This is a genomic window from Streptomyces sp. NPDC091287 (genome assembly GCF_044768525.1).
Lineage (GTDB): Bacteria > Actinomycetota > Actinomycetes > Streptomycetales > Streptomycetaceae > Streptomyces.
This window is the reverse complement of record NZ_JBIVUV010000034.1, coordinates 13,915-36,550: the sequence shown is the minus strand read 5'-3', so window position 1 is coordinate 36,550 and position 22,636 is coordinate 13,915. Positions and strand designations below refer to the sequence as shown.

At 72.1% G+C, this 22,636-nt stretch carries 22 protein-coding genes; 9 read left to right on the top strand and 13 right to left on the bottom strand.

The features are described from left to right. The 3 genes from ACIQRW_RS37120 to ACIQRW_RS37110 form a co-directional block, all read right to left on the bottom strand. Complete coding sequence (locus tag ACIQRW_RS37120; protein WP_403769458.1) at positions 1 to 1,365, bottom strand: PHB depolymerase family esterase; 1,365 nt, start codon at positions 1,363 to 1,365, stop codon at positions 1 to 3. Positions 1,366 to 1,564: 199 nt separating this feature from the next. Then, entirely contained in the window at positions 1,565 to 2,254 is a 690-nt protein-coding gene (locus tag ACIQRW_RS37115; protein ID WP_403769456.1) for a 3-oxoacid CoA-transferase subunit B, read from the bottom strand. Between the two features lies 1 nt (position 2,255). After that, complete coding sequence (locus ACIQRW_RS37110) at positions 2,256 to 3,038, bottom strand: CoA transferase subunit A (RefSeq protein WP_403769453.1); 783 nt, start codon at positions 3,036 to 3,038, stop codon at positions 2,256 to 2,258. Positions 3,039 to 3,210: 172 nt separating this feature from the next. Between ACIQRW_RS37110 and ACIQRW_RS37105 the strand changes: the two genes are divergently transcribed. Next, positions 3,211 to 3,411 carry a type II toxin-antitoxin system VapB family antitoxin gene (locus tag ACIQRW_RS37105; RefSeq protein WP_403769450.1) on the top strand — a complete coding sequence of 67 codons (201 nt, stop codon included), beginning with the start codon at positions 3,211 to 3,213 and terminating at the stop codon, positions 3,409 to 3,411. A 21-nt stretch (positions 3,412 to 3,432) separates the two neighbouring features. Here ACIQRW_RS37105 and ACIQRW_RS37100 read toward each other — a convergent pair whose 3' ends face one another. After that, positions 3,433 to 3,930 (bottom strand): NUDIX domain-containing protein, encoded by a 498-nt coding sequence (locus tag ACIQRW_RS37100; protein WP_403769447.1) that lies wholly within the window; start codon positions 3,928 to 3,930, stop codon positions 3,433 to 3,435. A gap of 138 nt (positions 3,931 to 4,068) precedes the next feature. Here ACIQRW_RS37100 and ACIQRW_RS37095 point away from each other — a divergent pair, with 138 nt between their 5' ends. Next, a complete protein-coding gene (locus ACIQRW_RS37095; RefSeq protein WP_403769493.1) occupies positions 4,069 to 5,187 on the top strand; it encodes a glycerate kinase in 1,119 nt (372 codons plus the stop codon). 410 nt (positions 5,188 to 5,597) lie between these two features. On the opposite strand, the gene ACIQRW_RS37090 is transcribed toward ACIQRW_RS37095, so the two are convergent. Further along, complete coding sequence (locus ACIQRW_RS37090; RefSeq protein ID WP_403769444.1) at positions 5,598 to 6,317, bottom strand: PucR family transcriptional regulator; 720 nt, start codon at positions 6,315 to 6,317, stop codon at positions 5,598 to 5,600. A gap of 264 nt (positions 6,318 to 6,581) precedes the next feature. On the opposite strand from ACIQRW_RS37090, the gene ACIQRW_RS37085 reads away from it, so the two are divergent. Genes ACIQRW_RS37085 through ACIQRW_RS37065 form a run of 5 tightly spaced genes read left to right on the top strand, consistent with a single transcriptional unit; the run spans position 6,582 to position 11,529 of the window. After that, on the top strand, positions 6,582 to 7,379 hold the full coding sequence (locus ACIQRW_RS37085; protein WP_215111361.1) for an ABC transporter ATP-binding protein: 798 nt from the start codon (positions 6,582 to 6,584) through the stop codon (positions 7,377 to 7,379). Then, positions 7,376 to 8,176 (top strand): ABC transporter ATP-binding protein, encoded by an 801-nt coding sequence (locus tag ACIQRW_RS37080; protein ID WP_403769441.1) that lies wholly within the window; start codon positions 7,376 to 7,378, stop codon positions 8,174 to 8,176. Before ACIQRW_RS37085 ends, ACIQRW_RS37080 begins: the two co-directional genes overlap by 4 nt. Then, a complete protein-coding gene (locus tag ACIQRW_RS37075) occupies positions 8,173 to 9,063 on the top strand; it encodes a branched-chain amino acid ABC transporter permease (protein ID WP_403769438.1) in 891 nt (296 codons plus the stop codon). The genes ACIQRW_RS37080 and ACIQRW_RS37075 overlap by 4 nt, the downstream gene beginning before the upstream one ends. After that, the gene (locus ACIQRW_RS37070; protein WP_403769435.1) at positions 9,056 to 10,279 is read left to right on the top strand and encodes a branched-chain amino acid ABC transporter permease; all 1,224 of its coding nucleotides are present in this window, start codon (positions 9,056 to 9,058) and stop codon (positions 10,277 to 10,279) included. The genes ACIQRW_RS37075 and ACIQRW_RS37070 overlap by 8 nt, the downstream gene beginning before the upstream one ends. Beyond that, the gene (locus ACIQRW_RS37065) at positions 10,276 to 11,529 is read left to right on the top strand and encodes an ABC transporter substrate-binding protein (RefSeq protein WP_403769432.1); all 1,254 of its coding nucleotides are present in this window, start codon (positions 10,276 to 10,278) and stop codon (positions 11,527 to 11,529) included. Before ACIQRW_RS37070 ends, ACIQRW_RS37065 begins: the two co-directional genes overlap by 4 nt. A gap of 33 nt (positions 11,530 to 11,562) precedes the next feature. On the opposite strand, the gene ACIQRW_RS37060 is transcribed toward ACIQRW_RS37065, so the two are convergent. Both ACIQRW_RS37060 and ACIQRW_RS37055 read right to left on the bottom strand, forming a co-directional pair. Beyond that, positions 11,563 to 13,773 (bottom strand): bifunctional serine/threonine-protein kinase/ABC transporter substrate-binding protein, encoded by a 2,211-nt coding sequence (locus ACIQRW_RS37060; RefSeq protein WP_403769430.1) that lies wholly within the window; start codon positions 13,771 to 13,773, stop codon positions 11,563 to 11,565. A 32-nt stretch (positions 13,774 to 13,805) separates the two neighbouring features. Further along, complete coding sequence (locus ACIQRW_RS37055) at positions 13,806 to 14,645, bottom strand: hypothetical protein (protein ID WP_403769490.1); 840 nt, start codon at positions 14,643 to 14,645, stop codon at positions 13,806 to 13,808. Between the two features lie 431 nt (positions 14,646 to 15,076). Between ACIQRW_RS37055 and ACIQRW_RS37050 the strand changes: the two genes are divergently transcribed. Together ACIQRW_RS37050 and ACIQRW_RS37045 are read left to right on the top strand one after the other, a co-directional pair. Further along, positions 15,077 to 15,259, top strand: coding sequence for a hypothetical protein (locus tag ACIQRW_RS37050; RefSeq protein WP_403769427.1), 183 nt, complete (start codon positions 15,077 to 15,079; stop codon positions 15,257 to 15,259). Positions 15,260 to 15,347: 88 nt separating this feature from the next. Then, the gene (locus ACIQRW_RS37045) at positions 15,348 to 16,100 is read left to right on the top strand and encodes a PIG-L deacetylase family protein (RefSeq protein WP_403769424.1); all 753 of its coding nucleotides are present in this window, start codon (positions 15,348 to 15,350) and stop codon (positions 16,098 to 16,100) included. A 116-nt stretch (positions 16,101 to 16,216) separates the two neighbouring features. On the opposite strand, the gene pssA is transcribed toward ACIQRW_RS37045, so the two are convergent. From pssA to ACIQRW_RS37015, 6 genes are all read right to left on the bottom strand, one after another. Then, entirely contained in the window at positions 16,217 to 17,044 is an 828-nt protein-coding gene (pssA, locus tag ACIQRW_RS37040) for a CDP-diacylglycerol--serine O-phosphatidyltransferase (RefSeq protein ID WP_403769487.1), read from the bottom strand. Positions 17,045 to 17,066: 22 nt separating this feature from the next. Further along, on the bottom strand, positions 17,067 to 17,714 hold the full coding sequence (locus ACIQRW_RS37035; protein WP_003965076.1) for a phosphatidylserine decarboxylase: 648 nt from the start codon (positions 17,712 to 17,714) through the stop codon (positions 17,067 to 17,069). Between the two features lie 180 nt (positions 17,715 to 17,894). Beyond that, the gene (locus ACIQRW_RS37030) at positions 17,895 to 19,100 is read right to left on the bottom strand and encodes an acyl-CoA dehydrogenase family protein (protein ID WP_265598265.1); all 1,206 of its coding nucleotides are present in this window, start codon (positions 19,098 to 19,100) and stop codon (positions 17,895 to 17,897) included. A gap of 49 nt (positions 19,101 to 19,149) precedes the next feature. Continuing rightward, on the bottom strand, positions 19,150 to 19,653 hold the full coding sequence (locus tag ACIQRW_RS37025) for a MaoC family dehydratase (protein WP_403769419.1): 504 nt from the start codon (positions 19,651 to 19,653) through the stop codon (positions 19,150 to 19,152). A gap of 2 nt (positions 19,654 to 19,655) precedes the next feature. Continuing rightward, complete coding sequence (locus ACIQRW_RS37020) at positions 19,656 to 20,627, bottom strand: HpcH/HpaI aldolase/citrate lyase family protein (RefSeq protein WP_403769416.1); 972 nt, start codon at positions 20,625 to 20,627, stop codon at positions 19,656 to 19,658. Further along, positions 20,624 to 22,636: a protein meaA gene (locus ACIQRW_RS37015; protein ID WP_403769413.1), complete on the bottom strand. Its 2,013-nt coding sequence runs from the start codon at positions 22,634 to 22,636 to the stop codon at positions 20,624 to 20,626. Before ACIQRW_RS37015 ends, ACIQRW_RS37020 begins: the two co-directional genes overlap by 4 nt.

Genomic DNA, 22,636 nt, shown 5'->3' with positions numbered 1-22,636 from the left:
TCAGGGGCAGGCGGAGTCGGCGAGGACGTAGTGGCCCGCCGGAGACTCCTTGAGGGTGTGCGTCACGAAGGTGTTGTAGAGCCCCAGCTGCTGGCCGGAGCCCTTCGCGTACACGTATCCGCCGGTGGTGGTGGCCCGTGCGGCGCGTACGTGCTCGTAGTTGCTCGCCGTCCAGCAGGCGGTGGGCTCGGTGGGCGGGTCCACGGGCGGTTCGGGGACGGTGCCGCCGTCCAGCCCGAAGAAGCGGGTGATCCAGTGGCTGGAGCAGATCGAGTCGATGAAGTGCTGGGTGCCGGTGGCTCCGCACTGCTCGCCGCCGCCACCCGGATCGACCGGAGTGCCGTGGGCGATGGCCGGCACCCTGTTGACCTCGACGACGCTCTCGCCGTCTGCCGACAGGTACGCGTCCCTGCGGGTGCTGTTGGGGCCGACGGTGGAGGTCCGGTCCGGCGACTGGTCGAGCCCGTGCACCGCTGTCCACTGGTCCCGCAGCTCATCGGCGTTCCTCGGGACGACGGTCGTGTCGTTGTCCCCGTGCCAGATGCTCACGCGGGGCCAGGGGCCCGCGTATCCGGGGTACGCGTCCCGGACGGCCCGCGCCCATGCCGCGGGGGTCCGGTCCACGCCGGGACTCATGCAGCCGAACGCCGACACCACGTCGACTCCGCAGCCGTGGGGGGTGCCCGCGACGACCGCGCCCGCCGCGAACACCTCCGGGTAGGCGGCCAGCATGACCGAGGTCATCGCCCCGCCCGCCGAGAGCCCTGTGACCCGGGCCCGGCCGTCCGCCCCGTAGGCGGACGCGGCATGGGCGACCATCTGCCGGATCGACGCGGCCTCGCCCTGCCCGCGCCGGGTGTCGCCCGGCTGGAACCAGTTGAAGCACTTGTTGGCGTTGTTGGCGGTGGTGGTCTCGGCGTAGACGACCAGGAATCCGTGGCGGTCGGCGAAGGTGTTGAGCCCGGCGTTGTCGGAGTACACCTGCGCGCTCTGGGTGCAGCCGTGCAGGGCGACGACCACGGGCGCGTCCGCCGGCAGGGCCGCGGGCCGGTACACGTACATGGTCAGGTTGCCGGGGTTGGCCCCGAAGGCGGTGACGCGCTCCAGGGAGGCGGCCGCCGCCGCTCGTGCCTCGGTGGCCGCCGCCGGGCCGGCCTGCGCCGCTCCTGCGGCCAGGGCGACCACGACGGCGAGCCGGGCGACGACGGCGGCGAGCCGGGCGACGACGGCGGCGAGCCGGCCGGCGACGACGGCGAGCCGGCCGGCGACACGGCGCCGGTGCCCGCCGCGTTCCGTTCCCGGCGGCGGCGGGGGCGGCGGTGGGGTCTCGGGCGCGTCCGGTTGCGACGGCACGACGTACGACATGGTGACCTCCCGTAGGACGGCGCACGGGATCGCCCGTGATCCCGTGACCCCTGCCGCGCGCCGCCGGTAGAACGGCGGCGGTGCGGCCGGGGTGCGGTCACCGTAGGGAGCGGGCGGGCGGCCCGGGAATGGCGGCGCCCTCCACAGCCCGCCGGGGAGCCGGGGGCCGCCACCCCTTGCGGGGCGCCCGCCCCTGCTGCTACGTGACAGCCCCGAGGGGCGGCCGGGACGGCGCTCCGGCCATCGACGCGAGCCCGTGCGCCACGGCCAGGTCCGCCCCGGTCGCGGAGCGGACCTGATCCACCGTCACCCCGGCGGCCAGTTCCCGCAGCAGGAAACCGTCGGGGGTGACGTCGAGAACCGCGAGATCGGTGATGATCCGGTGCACCACACCCCGGCCGGTGAGGGGCAGCGTGCACTCCCCGAGCAGCTTGGGGGAACCGTCGCGCGCTGTGTGCTCCGTCAACACGATGACGTGCCGGGCGCCGTGGACGAGATCCATGGCACCGCCCATCCCCTTGATCATCTTGCCGGGAATCACCCAGTTCGCGAGGTCGCCGGAGGCGGAGACCTGCATCGCCCCCAGGACCGCGACGTCGATGTGCCCGCCCCGGATCATCGCGAAGGAGAGAGCGGAGTCGACACAGGACGCCCCGGGCAGCAGGGTCACCGTCTCCTTGCCCGCGTTGATCAGGTCGGGCCGGACCTCGGACGCGACGGGGTAGGGGCCGACGCCGAGAAGTCCGTTCTCCGAGTGGAACACCACCTCGACGCCGTCCGGCAGGTGGTCGGGGATCAGCGTCGGCAGACCGATGCCGAGGTTGACATGGGCGCCGTCGGCCAGCTCCCCGGCGGCGCGGGCCGCCATCCGCGTACGCGTCAGCGGCATCTCAGGCGGTCCCTTCCTGGGCGGTGCGGACGGTACGGTGCTCGACGCGCTTCTCGGCGCGCGGGTCGGCCGTCCCGACGGGGACGACCCGCTGGACGAAGATCCCGGGCAGATGGACGTCGTCGGGGGTGAGTTCGCCGGGCTCGACGAGCTCCTCCACCTCCGCCACGGTGATGCGTCCGGCCATCGCGGCGAGCGGGTTGAAGTTACGGGCGGAGGAGTCGAAGCGGAGGTTCCCGTGCCGGTCGCCCACGGCCGCGCGCACCAGTGCGAAATCGGTGGTGATGCCCTCCTCCAGGATGTGCTCGCGCCCGCCGAAGGTCCTGCTCTCCTTGGGCGGCGAGGCCACCGCGACGGAACCGTCCGCGCCGTGGCGCCAGGCCAGACCGCCCTCCGCGATCACGGTGCCCGCGCCGGCCGGCGTGTAGAACGCCGGGATGCCCGAACCGCCGGCCCGCAACCGTTCCGCGAGAGTGCCCTGGGGGACGAGTTCCACCTCCAGCTCACCCTGGAGGTACTGGCGCGCGAACTCCTTGTTCTCCCCCACGTAGGAGCTGGTCATCCGCGAGATCAGCCCCTCCCGCAGCAGGAGGCCCAGGCCCCAGTCGTCCACCCCGCAGTTGTTGGACACCACCCTCAACTCACCGGCGCCCCGCTCCAGCAGCGCGTGGATCAGCACACTGGGTATGCCGCACAGCCCGAATCCGCCCACGGCCAGCGACGCCCCGCACCCGATGTCCGCGACCGCGTCCGCCGCGTCGGCGACCACCTTGTCCCTGCTCATCCGTCCACCTCTCGCCTCGTCGACTGCGCACGAGACTAGGAACCGGTGACGGCTCGCGGCGATGGCGGCCGACCCCATAGCGGGGCCGGGCCGGATGGTGGCCACGACGGTCGGCGCGAGCTCTCGGGGGAATGCGGCGCGCGTGCGGAACGCACCGGGGTAAGGTCCGCGCATGGCCAAGGTGAACGTCAGTCTGGATGCCGAACTCGTCGTCGAAGTGATGGTGCTCGCGGGGGTCGGGAACCCCCAGGACGCCGTCGAACTCGTGGTGCGCGACTACATCGCGCGCGGCCACCGCACCGAGGCCCTGGTCGCCGACCGCGAGGGCGCGGCGCGCGACGTGGAGATCAAGCCCGAGGCCCAGCAGGGCTGATCGCCCCGCGTCCCGCGCCGCTCACGCGACCGGCTCGCCGTCCTCCAGCTCCACGGTCCCGGCGCCGGACCCCAGTACCTCCAGCGCCGCCCGTACCCGGCCCCCGAGCGCGCCGAGCAGAAAGCCGTCCAGATCGGCCGGCGCCACCAGCCGCCAGGACAGCAACTCCTCCTCCTGGAGCCGGATCGCCGCCAGCTGGTCCGCGGTGAGCACCCCGCCGTCGTACAGGTACGCCACGATCGGCGGTCGGTCGGCGCCCCGCGCCCAGTCCACGGCGAGCAGCCGTCCCGGCGCCAGGTCGAGGCCGATCTCCTCCGCCGTCTCGCGCCGCGCGGCCTGCCGGGGCCCCTCACCCGCCTCCGACTCGACGGTCCCACCGGGCAGCGCCCAGCCCTCGCGGTAGTTCGGCTCGACGAGAAGGAGCCGTCCCTCGGCGTCACGGAAGAGCGAGGCGGCGCCTGACAGGACCCGGGGGAGCCCGGCGATGTACACGGCGTAGTCGGCATCGGGAGTCGTCACGGCCGACAGCGTAGTGGCGCGGGCCGGACCGCACGGGCGTGGACGGCCATGGGCAGATCAGGGGGCGTGCGGATAAGGTCGGGGCGGCGCGACTGCCTGTTCGAAAGCAAGGGATGCAAGGTGACGGACGGAGCAGATGTGGAGACCGCCCGCGTGCTCGTGGCGGCGGACAAGTTCAAGGGCTCGCTCACGGCCGTGCAGGTCGCGGAGCGGGTGACGGCCGGGCTGCGGCGCGTCGTCCCCGACGTGCGGGTGGAGACCCTGCCGGTCGCGGACGGCGGCGACGGTACGGTCGCGGCGGCGGTGGCCGCCGGATTCGAGCGCCGCGAGGCCCGGGTGACCGGTCCTCTCGGGGACCCGGTGACGGCGGCGTACGCGCTGCGCGGGTCCACCGCCGTGGTGGAGATGGCCGAGGCCTCGGGCCTCCAGCACCTGCCCGACGGGGTGTTCGCCCCGCTCACGGCCACCACGTACGGCTCGGGCGAGCTGCTGCTGGCCGCCCTGGAGGCGGGGGCGACGACGATCGTGTTCGGGGTCGGCGGCAGCGCCACCACGGACGGTGGCGCGGGCATGCTCGCCGCGCTCGGAGCCCGCTTCCTGGACGCGGACGGCAAGCCCGTGGGCCCCGGTGGCGGCCCTCTCGCGGAGCTGGCCGAGGCCGACCTCTCGGGGCTCGACCCCCGGCTGGCGGACATCGACCTGGTCCTGGCCAGCGACGTGGACAACCCGCTGACGGGGCCCAAGGGCGCGCCCGAGGTGTACGGCCGCCAGAAGGGCGCGAGCGAGGAGGACATCGCGGTCCTCGACGCGGCCCTGGCGCACTACGCCTCGATCCTGGGCCCGGACACGGCGGCCCTGCCCGGCGCGGGCGCGGCCGGGGGCATCGGCTACGGGGCGCTCGTCGCCCTCGGTGCCCGCTTCCGCCCCGGCATCGAGGTGATGCTCGACGTGCTCGGCTTCGCCCCCGCGCTCGCCCGCGCCACCCTGGTCATCACGGGCGAGGGCTCGCTGGACGAACAGACGCTGCACGGCAAGGCCCCGGCCGGGGTCGCCGCCGCCGCCCGCGCGGCCGGAATCGAGGTCGTCGCGGTCTGCGGCCGGCTCGCCCTGCCCCCGGAGGCCCTGGAGAAGGCGGGCATCCGCCGCGCCTACGCCCTGGCCGAGCTGGAACCGGACCCGGCGGTGTCCATGGCCCAGGCCGGGCCGCTGCTGGAGCGGGCTGCGGAGTCGATCGCCCGGGACTTCCTGCTGCGCTGACGCGAAGCGGCCGTCCGCGGATCACGGTCCGCGGATCACGGTCCGCGGATCACGGTCCGCGGATCACGGTCCGCGGGTCAGGCGTCCGCGGGCCAGGCGCACGGGGAGAGCACAGGGAGGGGCCCGGGGACAGACGCCGGGCCCCTCCCGCACGCCGGGCCATCGCGCCCCGCGCCGCGCGTGCCGGCCCCGCGCCCCCGGAGCCGCGCGCATTCGCTCCGCGCGTTCCCGCCTGGCCCCGGCCCCGCGCTGCACGTTCCCGCTCCCCGTCCCACGTACACCCGTGCGTTCCCGCGCCGCATCCCGCCCCACGTGCACCCCGCGCCGCACCCCGCCCCACGTGCACCCCGCGCCGCTCCGCGGGTTCCCGCCCCGCCCCGGGCCATCGCGCCCCGCCCCACGCCCCCGCCTCATGGCGGCGCCGACGACAGCCTCAGTACGTCCAGCGCCAGCACCAGGTCGACCAGCTCACGCGGCCGGGACAGCGAGCGCGCGGTCAACCGCTCCAGCCGCCGCAGCCGATTGAACACGGTGTTGCGATGACACCGCAGCCGTACCGCGGCCCGCCCCACCGAACCCTCGCACTCCAGCCACACCTCCAGCGTCCCCACCAGCACCGCACGCTCCGCCGGAACCAGCGCCAGCAGCGGACCGAACACCTCCGCTAGGAGCCGGGCCGACAGCTCCGGGCCGCTCACCAGCAGGGCCGTCGGCAGCCGCTCGTCGAGCCGTACGACCTCCCGGCTGCCGGGCGCGCACGTCAGCAGCGCCGTGCCCGCGAGCCGCCGTGCCGAGCCCAGCTGCCCCGGCGAGCCCACCACCGGACTCATGCCTCCCGGGCCCGCACCGTGCTCCCCGAGCCGCGCCACCGCCCCGGCAGGTCCCGCCGCACCCAGCAGCACCACCGCGACGTCCCCGTCCCCCGCACCGCACCACCACCAGCGCGCCCCGTCCCCGTCCGGGCCCTCCGCCACCGCGGCCTCCGGAACGGGCGTGCCCAGCACCACCACCGCGTAACGCCCCCGTTCCGGCAGCCCGAGGCCGCGCGCCGCACGCTCCACCAGGTCCGGCGGCGCCCCGCCCGCCAGCAGCGGGCCGAGCAGCGCCCCGTACCGCGTCCCACGCCGCATCCGCCGCTCCGTCCCCCGGGTCCGGGCGTCCCTGATGACCGATGAGGATGCCAGCGGCCGTACGGGCGGGCGCCCGCCCGTCACCGCGTCTGTGCGCGTGCACAACGAGGCCCTTCGTTCGCTGGTCGCCCGCATCGAGTCGGTCCCGCGCCGTGGACGCACGTCCCGCCCGGTGCTGGTCTGTGGCACCACACACGACGCCACGCCTTCACCGATGAGCACGACAGGTGAACACGGGACGACAAGGCGGAAGGAGGAGGACGCATGGCAACGCTAGAGATCCGCGCGCTGTCCGTCGGCTACGGCCCGGTCCGGGCGCTGCGCGACATCTCCGTCGATGTGCCGGACGGCGGGATCACCGCCGTACTCGGCGGCAACGGCGCGGGCAAGACCACGCTGCTGCGGGCCGTGTCGCGGACCCTCGGCTTCCACCGCGGGACGGGCACCGGAACCATCCGGTTCGACGGCCGCCCCCTGGAGGGGCTGCGGCCCGCCCAGGTGGTGGCCGCGGGAGTGGTCCAGGTGCCGGAGGGCCGGCAGGTCTTCGCCCGGATGACGGTGGCCGACAACCTGCGGGCCGGAGCCCTCGGGGCACGCGGCGGGCGACGGGCGACGGGCGCCGCGCTGGCCCGGGTCCACGAGCTGTTCCCGGTGCTCGCCGACCGCGCGCACCAGCGGGCCGGGCTGCTGTCCGGCGGCGAGCAGCAGATGCTGGCGATGGGCCGCGCCCTGATGGCGGGCCCGCGGCTGCTCCTGCTGGACGAGCCCTCGCTCGGCCTGGCCCCGCTGATGGCGGCCAGGATCGCCGAGACCGTGCAGGAGATCAACGCGGCCGGCACCTCCGTCATGCTCGTCGAGCAGAACGCGGCGATCGCCCTGCGGCTCGCCTCCACGGCGTACGTCCTCGACGTCGGCGAGGTCGCCCTGTCCGGGCCCGCCGACGAACTCGCCGCGTCCGACGAGGTCCGCCGCCGCTACCTCGGCGTCGTCGACGAGGACGCGGCGGCGGACGCCGACCCGGCCGCCCGGAACCGCCGCACCCTGAGCAGGTGGTCCGCGTGACCACCACCGCCACGGCCTCCGCGCACAGCACGACGGCCGCGCTCGCCGTCGAGGACGTCACCGTCCGCTTCTCCGGGCTCACCGCCCTGGACGGCGTCTCCTTCACCGTCGAACCCGGCAGTGTGCACGCCGTCATCGGGCCCAACGGCGCGGGCAAGTCCACCTGCTTCAACGTCCTGTCGGGCGTCTACCGCGCCACCTCCGGACACGTCCGCCTCGGCGACACCGATCTCACCGGACTCGCGCCGCACACCATCGCGGGTCTCGGGGTGGCGCGCACCTTCCAGAACCTGGCGCTGCCCCCGCACGCGACCGTCGCCGACAGCCTCCTGCTCGGCCGGCACCGGCTGACCCGCTCCGGGTTCGTCGCCACCGGCCTGCGGCTCCCCTCCGCCGCCCGGGAGGAACGGCGCCACCGCGAACGGGTCCGGGAGATCGCCGCGTTCATCGGTCTCGACAAGGAGTTGGAGCGCCCGGCGGGATCACTGCCGTACGGGCAGCAGAAGCTCGTCGAGCTGGGCCGCGCCCTGTGCATGGAGCCGAAGGTCCTGCTGCTGGACGAACCGATCGCCGGGATGACCGCGGTTGAGCGCCGCCGCACCGCGGCGGTCGTGGCCGACGTACGCGACAGCCTCGGCATCTCCATCGTGCTGGTCGAGCACGACATGGGGGTGGTGATGCGGCTCGCGGACGCGGTGACCGTACTCGACTTCGGACGACGGATAGCCGGGGGCACCCCCGCCGAGGTCCAGAACGACCCGGCCGTCGTCCAGGCCTACTTGGGAGCACCTCAATGACCACGTTCGTCGAACTCCTCCTCGGCGGCCTGTCGATCGGCTCGGTCTACGCACTCATCGCGCTCGGGTTCGTCGTCATCTTCAAGGCCACCGAGGTCGTCAACTTCGCCCACGCGTCGCTGCTGTTGGCGGGCGGCTACGTCACCGCCGTGCTCCACGACGACATCGGGTTCTGGCCCGCGCTGCTCGTCGGGATCGCGGGGGCGGCGACCGTCGGGGCGGGCATCGAGTTCTTCGTGATGCGCCGCTACCGGGGCAGTGACCAGAGCGTCCTGGCCATCGTCACCATCGGTGTCGACATCCTCCTGATCACCGAACTCACCCGCCGGATGGGCACGGACGTGCTCGCCCTCGGAGACCCCTGGGGCGACGAGGTCGTCTCCGTCGGCGGCATCACCCTCGCCCAGACCCGGATCGCCGCGTTCCTCGCCGCCGGGCTGCTGATCACGGTGTTCCTGCTCGCCTTCCGCTACACCTCGTGGGGCGTGTCGATGCGGGCCGCCGCCGAGAACCCGCAGACGGCGGCGCTCATGGGCATCAAGCTGGGGCGGGTCTCGCTCGCCGCGTGGGCGGTCGCCGGAGCACTCGCCGCCGTCGCCGCCCTCTTCCTCACCGTGTTCCCGACCCCGGGCCTGGAGCGTGCCACCTCGCTCGCCGCGCTCAAGGCGTTCCCCGCCGCGATCCTCGGCGGGCTCGACTCCACCACCGGGGCGCTCGCCGGGGGGCTCATCGTCGGCGTCACCGAGTCGCTCGCCACCGGCTACCAGAGCGACCTCGCCTTCCTCGGCCGGGGCATCGGCGACCTGGCGCCCTACGTGGTGATGGTGGCGGTCCTGCTCATCCGGCCCGCGGGCCTCTTCGGCACGAAGGAGCTGGCCCGTGTCTGACACCACCTCCGAAGCCGCCCCCGCCCCCGAAGCCCCTGCCGCGCCGGCCCCCGCACCCACCCGCGGCGAGGGCTTCACCGAACGGCTGCGCAGGCCCCGTACGTACGCCGTCCTCATCGGCTCCCTCCTGCTCCTCGTCCTCCCCTTCTACCTGGACCGCTTCTGGCTCCAGGCCGGACTGTTCGCGATGGCGGCGGCGATCGGCGCCATCGGGCTCAACATGCTCACCGGAGCCACCGGGCAGCTCTCCATGGGCCACGCGTTCTTCCTCGCCGTCGGCGCGTACGGCTACTCCGTCCTGGCGGGCGTGAGCAGTACCGAGAACGGGCACACGCTGACCGGGCTCGGGCTGCCCACCTGGCTGGCCGCGATCCTCGCCGTGCTGCTCGCCGGAGCGGCGGGCGGGCTCTTCAGCCCCATCGCCGGCCGGCTGCGCGGCGCGTACCTCGGCATCGCGACCCTCGCGCTGATCTTCATCGGGCAGCACGTCCTGTTCAACGCGGGCTCGCTGACCGGCGGTTACAACGGCCGGGCCGTACCGCCGCTTTCGCTGTTCGGCTTCACCTTCGACGACACCGAAGTGGTGGTCGCCGCCGTGCCGTTCGGCTCCTCGGAGAAGCTCTGGTACGTGGGCCTGGCCGCGCTCCTGCTGAGCGCGCTGTTCGCCCGGGGGGTGCTGCGCGGCCGGCCCGGCCGCGCGATGAACGCCATCCGCGACCACCGGATCGCGGCCGGGGTGATGGGCGTGCCGGTGGCCCGCTACCGGGCCGGCGTCTTCGTCCTGTCCTCGATGTACGCGGGCCTCGCGGGCGTCCTGCTCGCCCTGGTCTTCCAGCGGACCGTGCCCGAGTACTTCGGCATGATCCTCTCCCTCGAATACCTCGCCATGATCGTCATCGGCGGGCTCGGCAGCGTCGCCGGCGCCGTGATCGGCGCCGCCTTCGTCACCCTGCTCCCGCAGGTGTTCACGCACTACAGCGACTCCCTGCCGCTGGTCTCCGCCCCCGGCACGGGCGGGCTGGCGCCCGGTGAGGCGTCCCGCTATCTGTACGGCGCCGCGGTGGTCGCGGTGGTCCTGTTCCTGCCCGGTGGCCTCGCCCGCCTGGGCCTCGCACGCGCGAAGAAGCCCGCGGCTCCGAACGGGCCGAAGGCCACGAAGCGGTCAGCGGTTCCCAAGCAGTCACAGGCTCCGAAGAATCCAGGGGAGAAGTCATGAAACTCAGAGTGCTCACGGCCGTGGTCGCGACCCTCGCCGTCACCCTCGTCGGGTGCAGCGGCAAGGCGACCGACGGGAAAGCCGCCGAGGAGGGCGAGGGCGGGATCAAGACGGGTCCCGGGGTCTCCTCCTCGACGATCTCCCTCGGCGTGCTGACCGACATGACCGGCGTCTACGCCTCGCTGGGCAAGAGCGTCACCCAGGCGCAGCAGCTGTGGGTCAAGCAGACGAACGACGAGGGCGGCATCTGCGACCGGAAGATCGAACTGACGGTCCGCGACCACGGATACGATCCGCAGAAGGCGATCGCCGCGTACACCGAGCTGGAGCCGAAGGTGGTGGGCTTCGCCCAGTTCATCGGCTCCCCGTTCGTCGCCGCCGTCGAGCAGCGCATCGACGGCCAGGACAAGGGCCTCGTGCTGCCGCAGGCCTGGTCGGCGAATCTGCTGGGCTCCCCGTACGTCCGGGTCATCGGCGCCACCTACGACGTCGAGACGATCAACCTCATCGACTATCTCCTCGCCGAGAAGCGCATCGCCCAGGGCGACAAGATCGGTCATGTGTACTTCGAGGGCGACTACGGCGAGAACGCGCTCGTCGGCTCGAAGCACGCGGCGAAGGAGGCCGGGCTCACCGTCGTCGAGCAGAAGATCAAGCCGACCGACAACGACATGACGGCCCAGGTCGCCGCCCTCAAGCAGGCCGGGGTCAAGGCCGTGATCGTCAGCGCGGGCCCGCGCCAGGCGGCCTCGCTCGTCGGCGTCGCGGCGGCCACCGGCTTCAACGTCCCGGTCGTCGGCAACAACTCGGCCTTCGCACCACAGCTGTTGAAGACCCAGGCGGGTCCCGCACTGCTCAAGGACTACTACGTCGCCGCCTCCACGCTGCCCATCGGGGACCCGGGCGACGGCCCCGCCAAGCTCGCGAAGGAGTACGCCGCCCAGTACCCGAAGGACGTGCTCGACAACGGCGTCGTCGCCGGTTACACGGCGGCCTCCCTGTTCGGCGAGGCGCTGTCGAAGGCCTGCGACGACAAGGACCTCACCCGCGAGGGCATCGACAAGGCGCTGCTCACGATCAAGGGGTACGGGAGCGAGTTCGGGGTGTCGCACGACTTCTCGGACCCGAAGGCCCCGTCCACCCGGGAGAGCGTCATCATGAAGCCGGACGCGGGCGCCGCCGGTGGGCTGAAGGTGGTCCGGCCGGCCGAGGTCGCCGCGGCGGCGGAGTCCTTCACCGCCGGCTCCTGAGTTCTGCCGGGAGGTCCGGCCGGGAACGCCCGGTCAGACCTCCCGGCCGTCCATCCCGATGTACCGGAAGCGCCCCCGCTCCACGCGGTAGACGAAGACCCCGGTCCCGGTGTACATCCCGTTGGCGGGCTCGAAGGCGTAGCCCTTGGACACCCCCTTGTACGAGGTCGTCCGCAGCGCGGGCAGCAGGTCCTGGCGGCTGATCCTCTCCCGGCCCAGCCCCCGCGCACAGGCGGCGATCAGCCCGACCGCGTCGTACGCCTCCGCCGCGAACAGCGGTGGTGCACTGCCGAAGCGTTTGCGGTAGGCGGCGGCGAACGGGTGCACCGAGGGTACGGAAGCCGGGTCGGCGGCCGTCGAGACGACCAGCCAGCCCGCCGCGTCCTCGCCGGCCTCCGCCAGGAACCGTGGGTCGTGCACGGCCTGGGTGCCGATCTTCGGCCCCAGGAACCCGGCCCTGGTCAGCGACTTGGCGAACCGTCCGGCATCCCGCCACCCACCTCCGTACACCACCGCCCCCGGCCGCTTCGCGGCGATCCGCTCCGCCTCCGCGTCCAGGTCGCGCGTGCCCTCCCGTACGGTCTCCGCGAGCACCGTGCGGCCGTTGCCGCGCAGCCCGGTGTCGAGGAAGCGGGTGGTCTGCCTGCCGTACTCCGTGCCGTCGTCGACCAGCGCGATCCGGTCGATCTCGTACGCCCCCAGGAACTGGGCAACCGGCAGCATCTGCATGTCGTTGCGCGGCCGGGCGCACAGGAAGATCCGGTTCAGGTGCCGGATGTCCCCGTCGACCACGCTGAGCAGCGGCAGCGCCGCCTCGTCGTACGCGACCAGCGCCTCCCGCGCCGCGTCCGTGCCGGTCGCGCCCAGGGCGGCCACCAGCAGCGGGTCCTCGGCGAACCGGCGCACCGCCGCCCTGGCCCGCTCCTCGTCGCCCCCGTCGTCGACCGTGGTCAGCCGCAGTGTGAAGGGCGCGTCCCCCTGCGCGTTGTGCTCCGCGACCGCGAGCCGCGCCGCCCGGTCCTGTCCCTTGCCGAGGTCAGCCGACGGGCCGCTGAGGTCGGCCTGGAGCCCGATGTGCAGCTCCGGGCGGGTTGTCTTCCCGTCATCCCCCTCGCCCCCGCCGCCCGGGTCCTCGCCGTCGCCGGAGGAGACCAGCCACGCGGCGGTGCCGCCTGTCGCCGCTAGCGCCGCGCCGCCGGCGACGTACGCGAGGAAGCGGCGACGGGCGGGGGAGACCGGGACGGTGGCCGAGTCCCGGCCGCCGGTTCCGGTCCCCGTTCCGGCGCCTGTGCCCGTGTTCGTGCCCGTGTCCGTGCCCGTGTCCCGGCCGCCCGTCGTGCCGGCGTCCACGCTCGTCGCGTCGATGTCGGGCAGGGCGAGCATCCGCGCCGAGCGCTCGGCGATCAGATGGGTGACCGGACCGGGCAGCCAACTGCCGCCCGACACGTCCTCGGCGAACGCCCGGCGGATGTCCGCCGCCGCGGGACGGTCCCCGGGGTCCTTGGACAGGCACGCCTGGACGACGGAGAGCAGCCCGGGCGGCAGCGCGCTCAGGTCCGCCGTGTCGTGCACGGTGCGGAACAGCATCGCCTCCACCGGGCCGCTGCCGAACGGCCGCCCGCCCGTGGCCGCGTACACCAGGACGCAGCCCAACGAGAAGACATCGCTCTCCGGTCCGATCCGCCGCCCCTGCGCCTGCTCGGGCGAGAGGAAGCCGGGGGAGCCGACGATCACGTCCGTCGCCGTGAGGACGGTGTCGTCCAGGGCCCGCGCGATCCCGAAGTCGATCAGCCGGGGCCCGTCCAGGCCCAGCAGGACGTTGCCGGGCTTGACGTCCCGGTGCACGAGCCCCGCCGCGTGGACGGCGTCCAGCGCCTCCGCGAGCATCGAGCCCAGCGCCCGCACCCCGCGTTCCGGCAGCGGCCCCCCGCCGCCGACCGCCTCGCTCAGGGCGGGCCCGGGCACGAACTCGGTGGCCAGCCACGGGGCGGGCGCCTCGGTGTCGGCGTCGACCACCGGCACCGCCCACCGGTTGCGCACCTGCCGGGCGATGGCCACCTCCCGCCGGAAACGGGCGCGGAAGGCGGCGTCGTCGGCGTACTCCGCGCGGATCAGCTTGATCGCCACCAGCGCGCCGCCGGGCGACCGGCCCAGCAGCACCACGCCCATGCCCCCGGCGCCGAGCCGGCCCAGGACGCGGTACCCGGCGATCCGTGCCGGGTCGGTGGAACGGAGCGGTTCCATCAGGGGTCAGTGCCTTTCGTCCGGGCCCGCGGTCACTTCAGTTCCAGCTCGACGCGGTAGAGCACCTTGGCGCCGCCCTCGGCGGCGATCCGCAGCAGGTCGCTGTTCTGGTAGCCCTTCGCGCCCTTGACCGACACGGCCGTCGTCACCGGACCGATCCGGGACTTGGTCCACACATAGTCCTGGATCCCGCCCGACTCCGGGCCGGTGTACTTGCCCGCCTCGAACAGCGAGGCGTCCGCGTTGCGCACGTCCTTCTGATCGAACTGGAGCGACATCAGACCGCTGAGGCGCTGCCCGCCGCCCAACTCCTGCCGGGGGCAGCGGAAGCTCTCCTGGACGGTGTCCTTGATCTCCCTGTCCGCGCCCGCCACGCTCCGGTGCACGGTCACGGTCACCGCCCCCTGGACCCGGCCCCTGCCGTCCCGCGCCGGGATGTCGAGCCGCCGCGTGAAGCTGTCCAGGACGCCGGACGGCAGCGCGGAACGGGTCCAGACGCAGGAGTCGGGGAGCACGGGCCAGCTGCCGCCGCTCTCGTACGGGGCGTGCCGGACCATCCCGGCCGTCCAGTCGGCCTCCCCGAGTGCGGCGCTGCGGGTCAGCTTCCGTGCCCGGTCCGCGCTCTTCGGGACCCGCGCCGGGTTCGGCGTGAACTCGTAGGCGCCGGGCAGCGCACCCGGCAGCGTGGACTCCTTCGCGTCCGGCTTCCCCGTCTTCTTGCCGTCCGCCGCCCGGCTGCCCTGTTTCGCCGATCCGCTCGGCTTCGGGTCCGGCCCGTCCCCGCCCTTCGACGCCGACCCGCCGCACCCGGCCAGCAGTACCCCCGCCGCCGCGACCGCCACCGTGCGTGTCCCCACCGGCATCAGCTTCATCATCGAGCCCCCCTGGTCCCCCGCTCCGCACCCGGCCGAACGGTCCGGGCGTCGGTAGCGAGGCGATCCTAGAAGCGGACAGCGCCCCGGTGACGGGAACCCGGTACTCATCCGGTCGGCGGAACGGCTCAGCCGACAGCGGCGTTTCGTCTCTGGCGGCCCGGCGCGCGGGATGGTAGAGGCCCGACATGAAGGACGGCGGGCAATGGCCGGATCTCCACCGTCGACGCGAGGGGGAAGCCCGTTCCGGCGCGGCGCCAGCGGGGGCTCCGGTTTCGGGCGGCCGCTCTTCCGGGCCCCATGATCGGCGGAAAATTGGTCTGGACCACACGGAATGCCGGTGATTAGCTCATTCCGGACTCGGCGCCTCCGGGCCGGGTCCGCCCAGCTTTTGCCCATGTCCTGCCGAGTCCTGCTGAGGGGATCCATCCGTGATCGACATCGTGGCGGTACTCAGGACCGAGGACGCCGCTCTGGACTTCCTTTCCGTGCTCAGCGGCCGGGAGGACGAGGTCCACGTCCTGTGCGGCGACACCGGCGAGCGCCTGGTGCTCCCGGCGGGCCCTCCCCCGCCGCACCCCGGGGCCCTGACCACCCGCACCCCGGGGCCCTGACCACCCGCATGCCGGGGCCCTGACCACCCGCGCCCAGGGGTTCCGACCACCCGCCCGCCGAGCCGCCCGCACCCCCTCCGGAGGAACCGTGCCCATCTCCGTAACCCCGCCTTGGCGCACCGTCGTCGTCTCACCGCACTTCGACGACGCCGCCCTCTCCCTCACGGGACTGCTGCCCACCCTGCCCGGCCCCCTCGCGGTGGTCACCGTCCACGGCGGCTCCCCGGCCCCCGGCCTGGCGGTCTCGGGGTGGGACGCCCTCTGCGGGTTCAGCTCCGCCGTCGAGGCGTACCGCGTGCGGCGGGCCGAGGACGCCCGCTCCTGCGAGCTCCTCGGGGCCGAGCAGGTCCTCGTCGACCACCCCGACGGCCCGTACGTCGGCGAGGGCGACGAGCCCGTCGGCCTCGACGCCCTGCTGCGCTCGCTGGCCCCCGGCACCCGGGTGCTCGTACCGCTCGCCACCAACCAGCCGGACCACGAGGCGGTCCGGCTGCGCACCCAGCGCGTCCTCGCCGCGGCCGGGGCCCCCGAGCCCTGGGTGTACGCCGACCTGCCCTACACCGGACACCTCCCCGAATGGGGCACCCCCGGGGTGGGCGAGGCACTGGCCGCGAGCGAGGACTGGGGGTCCGCCTACCAGGCGCTGAACCGCACCCACCGGCTCACCGTCCGCCATGAGCTGGTGCTCTCCGACGAGCAGTGGGCGGCCAAGCGCGAGGCGGTCCTGTGCCATGCTTCCCAGCTCGCCGCGCTGGCCCCCGCCCACGGCCCCGTCCTGTCCCGGACGGGGCCGCTGCGCGCCGAGCTGATCTGGAGCCCGGAGCCCCGCGACGACGGCTGAGACAGGCGCCCGGAGCGTACGAGGGCCCGGTGCCGCATGAGCACCGGGGAACGCACGAGGGCCCCGGATGCCGGGGAGCATCCGGGGCCCTCGCCCTGATTTCGTTCATCCGCCCGCTACGGCAGCTGTGCCGCCCGCGCCTCGCGCCGGTTGTCACGGAACGTGTTCACCCGGCGCGCCGTGGCGAACAGCGGGATCACCGCGCCGAGCACCACCTGGAGCGCGCAGCCGGTCTGGAGCAGCAGCTGGCCGCCGGGCGCGTCGAACGCCCACGCGGCGAGCAGCCCCATCGCGGCCACGATCCAGCCGAGCATGGCCACCGCGAGGACGCCCCGCGGCTTGGGGTACTCCACCCGGCTCACCATCAGCCACGCCACACCGACGATCGCGAGCAGCGTCGGGATGAAGGGCAGCTCCAGGAGCACGATCGAGACGACCGTCAGCGCTCCGAAGGGGCTCGGCATGCCCTGGAACATGCCGTCCTTCAGCGTCACGCAGGAGAATCTGGCAAGCCGGAGCACCACCGCCAGCAATACGACGATCGCCGCCAGTGCCGACACCCGCTGATGGGCATCGTCGGCGACCATGCCGTACACGAGCACGAAGTAGGCCGGTGCGAGCCCGAAGCTGATGAGGTCCGAGAGGTTGTCCAGCTCGGCGCCCATCGGCGAGGAGCGCAGCTTGCGCGCCACGAGACCGTCGAACAGGTCGAAGATCGCGGCCATCAGCATGAGGATCACGGCGGTGGCGGCCGAGTGCCGGGCCATGCCCGTCTCGTCGCTGCCCGTGAGGTGCGGGATCAGAATGCCCGTGGTGGTGAAGTACACCGCCATGAATCCGCACGTCGCGTTACCGAGCGTGAGCGTGTCCGCTATCGACAGCCGCATGGAGAGCGGCATGTCCTCCGCGCCGTCGACGTCGTTCTCGTCGTCGGCCTCCGGCACCCAGCCGGCCTTGGTATCAGGATCAATCACGGTCAATTCGAGTCACCCCCGCGGTGGTGGCCTGACCGACCTCGACCGCGACATCGATACCCTCCGGGAGGTAGATGTCCACGCGCGAGCCGAAGCGGATCAGGCCGATGCGCTCGCCCTGCTCCACCTTCGTGCCCTCGGGGAGGTACGGCACGATCCGACGGGCGACCGCTCCCGCGATCTGCACCATCTCGATGTCGCCGAGCTCGGTGTCGAAGTGCCAGACAACGCGCTCGTTGTTCTCGCTCTCCTTGTTGAACGCCGGAACGAAGCCGCCCGGGATGTGCTCGACCGACGTCACGGTGCCCGCCAGCGGAGCGCGGTTGACGTGAACGTTGAGCGGGCTCATGAAGATCGCGACGCGGGTGCGCCCGTCCTTCCACGGCATGATGCTCTGCACCACACCGTCGGCCGGGGAGATGACCCGGCCGTCAGTGATCTCGCGCTCGGGGTCACGGAAGAACCACAGCATGCCCGCCGCGAGCGCGGTGGTGGGCACAGCCACTGCTGCCCAGCGCCCCGACTTGCGGGCGCGGGCCAGGCTGAGGGCTGCGGTGGCGACGGTCGGCAGGAGCCACGGCGATGCTCCGCGGGCGATGCGGACCCCGCCGCGGGATGCGGAGGAAGTGCTGTCGGGCATGAATGACCTTCGTAGCGGATGATGCCGCGCTGGCAACGGGGGACGGCGGCTTTCCGGCGATGCTATCGGTTGCCGGGCGCAACTGGGCAAGCCAGCAGCCGAGTCGGACGGCGGAAAGGCACCCGTCGAGGGTGACCCGGTGTGATGTTCTTCGCCACCAAATCACCCTGAAAGGGACAATCAGCCCTGGAATCGGTACTCCTCCAAGAGACGCCGGCCAATGATCATTTTCTGGATCTCGGCGGTACCTTCACCGATCAGCAGCATCGGTGCCTCGCGGTAGAGGCGCTCGATCTCGTACTCCTTGGAGAAGCCGTAACCGCCGTGGATACGGAAGGCGTCCTCGACGACTTCCTTGCAGTACTCGGAGGCGAGGTACTTCGCCATCCCTGCCTCCAGGTCGTTTCGTTCCCCGGAGTCCTTTTTGCGTGCCGCATTGACCATCATCGCATGAGCGGCCTCGACCTTGGTGGCCATTTCGGCCAGTTTGAACTGGATCGCCTGGTGCTGGGCGATCGGTTTGCCGAAGGTGTGACGCTGCTGTGCGTACGAGACGCCCAGTTCGAATGCACGTTGTGCGACACCGCAACCACGCGCGGCGACATTCACCCGGCCGACCTCGACGCCGTCCATCATTTGGTAAAACCCTCGGCCGGTCGTGCCCCCGAGGACGCGATTGGCCGGAATGCGCAGGTCGTCCATGATGAGCTCGGTCGTGTCGACGCCCTTGTAGCCCATCTTGTCGATCTTTCCGGGGATGGTCAGGCCGGGTCGGACCTCTCCGAAGCCGGGCTCCTTCTCGATGAGGAAGGTCGTCATCGACTTGTGGGGCGCGGTGCCCTCCGGGTGGCCTTCGTCACTTCGGCAGAGCACGGCCACCAGATTCGATGTTCCGCCGTTCGTCAGCCACATCTTCTGGCCGTTGAGCACGTATGCGTCGCCGTCCCTGACACCCTTCGACGAGATCGCCGAGACATCCGAGCCGAGCGCCGGCTCCGACATCGAGAAGGCCCCGCGCACCTCGCCCAGCGCCATCCGCGGCAGGAAGGTGTCCTTCTGTTCCTGGGTGCCGTGCTGTTTGAGCATGTAGGCCACGATGAAATGCGTGTTGATGATGCCCGAGACGCTCATCCAGCCGCGCGCGATCTCCTCCACGCACAGCGCGTAGGTGAGCAGCGACTCACCCAGCCCCCCGTACTCCTCGGGGATCATCAGCCCGAACAGGCCGAGTTCCTTCAGCCCCTCGACGATCTCCGTGGGGTACTCGTCGCGGTGCTCCAGCCGGGTCGCGACCGGAATGATCTCCTTGTCGACGAAATCCCGGACCGTGGCAAGGATTTCCCGCTGGATGTCGTTCAGACCGGCGGTCTGGGCGAGTCGCGTCATGGCTGCTTCTCCTGTGGCTTCACGCGGATGGCCTTAAGGCTTCACACAGTTACTTGGCGGGCGTCGGGCGGCCGGGCTGTTCGCCGCCACGCTCCTTGATGTACGTCTCGGTGGGGACCATCACCTTGCGGCGGAACACGCAGACGACCGTGCCGTCCTGCTTGTAGCCCTTGGTCTCCACGTACACGATGCCGCGGTCGTTCTTGGACTTCGACGGCGTCTTGTCCAGCACGGTCGTCTCGCCGTAGATCGTGTCGCCGTGGAAGGTCGGCGCGACGTGCTTCAGCGATTCGACCTCAAGGTTGGCGATGGCCTTTCCGGAGACGTCGGGCACCGACATGCCGAGCAGCAGCGAGTAGATGTAGTTGCCGACGACCACGTTCTTTCCGAAGTCGGTCGTGCTCTCCGCGTAGTTGCTGTCCATGTGCAGCGGGTGGTGATTCATGGTCAGCAGACAGAAGAGGTGGTCGTCGTATTCCGTGACCGTTTTTCCGGGCCAGTGCTTGTAGACCGCACCGACCTCGAACTCCTCATACGTGCGCCCGAACTGCATGATCAGGCCTCCGGGGCTTCGAACTTGGAGGTGCGCCGCATTCCGGCGGCCCGCCCCTTGCCCGCGATGACGAGAGCCATCTTGCGGCTGGCCTCGTCGATCATCTCGTCGCCGAGCATCGCGGAGCCCTTCTTGCCGCCCTCCTCGGAGGTGCACCAGTCATAGGCGTCGAGGATCAGCTCGGCATGGTCGTAGTCCTCCTGCGAGGGCGAGAACACCTCGTTCGCCGCGTCGACCTGACCCGGGTGCAGCACCCACTTGCCGTCGAAGCCGAGGGCGGCGGCGCGGCCGGCCACCTCGCGGTAGGCGTCCACGTCACGGATCTGGAGGAACGGGCCGTCGATCGCCTGGAGATCGTGCGTACGGGCCGCCATCAGGATGCGCATCAGGATGTAGTGGTAGGCGTCCGCCGGGTAGCCGGGCGGCTGCTGGCCGACGACCAGGGTCTTCATGTTGATCGAGGCCATGAAGTCGGCCGGGCCGAAGATCAGCGTCTCCAGGCGGGGCGAGGCGGCGGCGATGTCGTCGATGTTCACCAGGCCCTTGGCGTTCTCGATCTGCGCCTCGATGCCGATCCTCCCGACCTCGAAGCCCATCGTCTTCTCGATCTGGGTCAGCAGCAGGTCCAGCGCCACGACCTGCTGGGCGTCCTGGACCTTTGGCAGCATGATGCAGTCGAGGTTCGGCCCCGCGCCCTCGACGACCGTGATGACGTCCCGGTACGTCCAGTGCGTCGTCCAGTCGTTGACCCGCACGACCCGGGTCTTGCCGCTCCAGTCACCGTTGTTCAGCGCGTCCACGATGGTGTGGCGCGCGCCCTCCTTGGCGAGCGGCGCGCAGGCGTCCTCCAGGTCCAGGAACACCTGGTCCGCCGGGAGGCCCTGGGCCTTCTCCAGGAAGCGCGGGTTCGAGCCCGGAACGGCCAGACACGAACGGCGGGGGCGCAGCCGGTTCACGGGGGTAGGCGTGGTCATGCGGGGACCTCCAGAGGGTCGAGCTTGTTCGCTTTCCGGATCTCGTCGACGATACGGCCGATGATCTCGGTGATGCCGAAGTCCTTCGGGGTGAAGACGGCGGCCACACCGGCTTCGATGAGTGCGGCGGCGTCGGCCGGCGGGATGATGCCGCCCGCGATCACCGGGATGTCCGGGGCCCCGGCCTCGCGCAGCCGGTGCAGGACGTCGGGCACCAGCTCGGCGTGCGAGCCGGAGAGGATCGACAGGCCCACGCAGTGCACGTCCTCGGCGATCGCCGCGTCGGTGATCTGCTCGGGGGTCAGCCGGATGCCCTGGTAGACCACCTCGAACCCGGCGTCCCTGGCCCGTACGGCGATCTGCTCGGCCCCGTTGGAGTGCCCGTCCAGGCCCGGCTTGCCGACCAGCAGGCGCAGCCGTCCCACGCCCAGGTCGGCGGCGGTGCGGGTGACCTTCTCGCGGACCAGGGCGAGCGTGCTGCCCGGCTCGGCGGTGACCGCCACCGGGGCCGAGGAGACCCCGGTCGGCGCGCGGAACTCGCCGAAGACGTCCCGCAGCGCCCAGGACCACTCGCCGGTGGTGACACCGGCGCGGGCGCACTCGACGGTGGCCTCCATCATGTTCTCGGTGCCGGCCGCCGCCTTCTTCAGCGCGGCCAGCGCCTCGGAGGCGCGCGTCTCGTCGCGGTTGTCCCGCCACTCGTGCAGGGCGGCCACGACCCGGGCCTCGTTCTCGGGGTCGACCGTCATGATCGCGCCGTCGAGGTCGGCGGTGAGCGGGTTGGGCTCGGTCGTCTCGTAGATGTTGACGCCGACGATCTTCTCCTCGCCCCCCTCGATCCGGGCCCGCCGGGCCGCGTGCGAGGAGACCAGCTCCGACTTGAGGTAGCCGGACTCGACGGCCGCCATCGCGCCGCCCATCTGCTGGATCCGGTCGATCTCCGCCAGCGACTCCTCGACCAGCGAGCCCACCTTGGCCTCGATGACGTGCGAACCGGCGAAGACGTCCTCGTACTCCAGCAGATCGCTCTCGTGCGCCAGCACCTGCTGGATCCGCAGCGACCACTGCTGGTCCCAGGGCCGGGGCAGCCCCAGCGCCTCGTTCCAGGCCGGCAGCTGTACGGCGCGGGCGCGGGCGTCCTTGGAGAGGGTGACGGCCAGCATCTCCAGGACGATGCGCTGGACGTTGTTCTCCGGCTGCGCCTCGGTCAGCCCGAGGGAGTTGACCTGGACGCCGTAGCGGAAACGGCGCTGCTTGGGGTTGGCGATGCCGTACCGCTCGCGGGTGACGCGGTCCCAGATGCGGCCGAAGGCCCGCATCTTGCACATCTCCTCGATGAAGCGGACGCCCGCGTTCACGAAGAACGAGATCCGGGCGACCACGTCACCGAACTTCTCCTCGGGCACCTGGCCCGAGTCGCGGACCGCGTCGAGCACCGCGATGGCGGTCGACATGGCGTACGCGATCTCCTGGACCGGGGTGGCCCCTGCCTCCTGGAGGTGGTAACTGCAGATGTTGATGGGGTTCCACTTGGGGATGCGGTTGACCGTGTACGTGATCATGTCCGTGGTCAGCCGCAGCGAGGGCACCGGCGGGAAGACGTGCGTCCCGCGCGAGAGGTACTCCTTCACGATGTCGTTCTGCGTGGTCCCCTGGAGCTTGTCGGGGTCGGCCCCCTGCTCCTCCGCGACCACCTGGTAGAGCGCCAGCAGCCACATGGCGGTCGCGTTGATCGTCATCGAGGTGTTCATCTGCTCCAGGGGGATGTCCTGGAACAGCCGCCGCATGTCACCGAGGTGCGAGACGGGAACACCGACACGGCCCACCTCGCCGCGGGCGAGAATGTGGTCCGGGTCGTATCCGGTCTGCGTGGGCAGATCGAAGGCGACCGAGAGACCCGTCTGGCCCTTGGCGAGGTTGCGGCGGTACAGCTCGTTGGACGCCTCGGCGGTCGAGTGACCGGCGTACGTCCGCATGAGCCAGGGCCGGTCCTTCTGACGTTCGTTCAT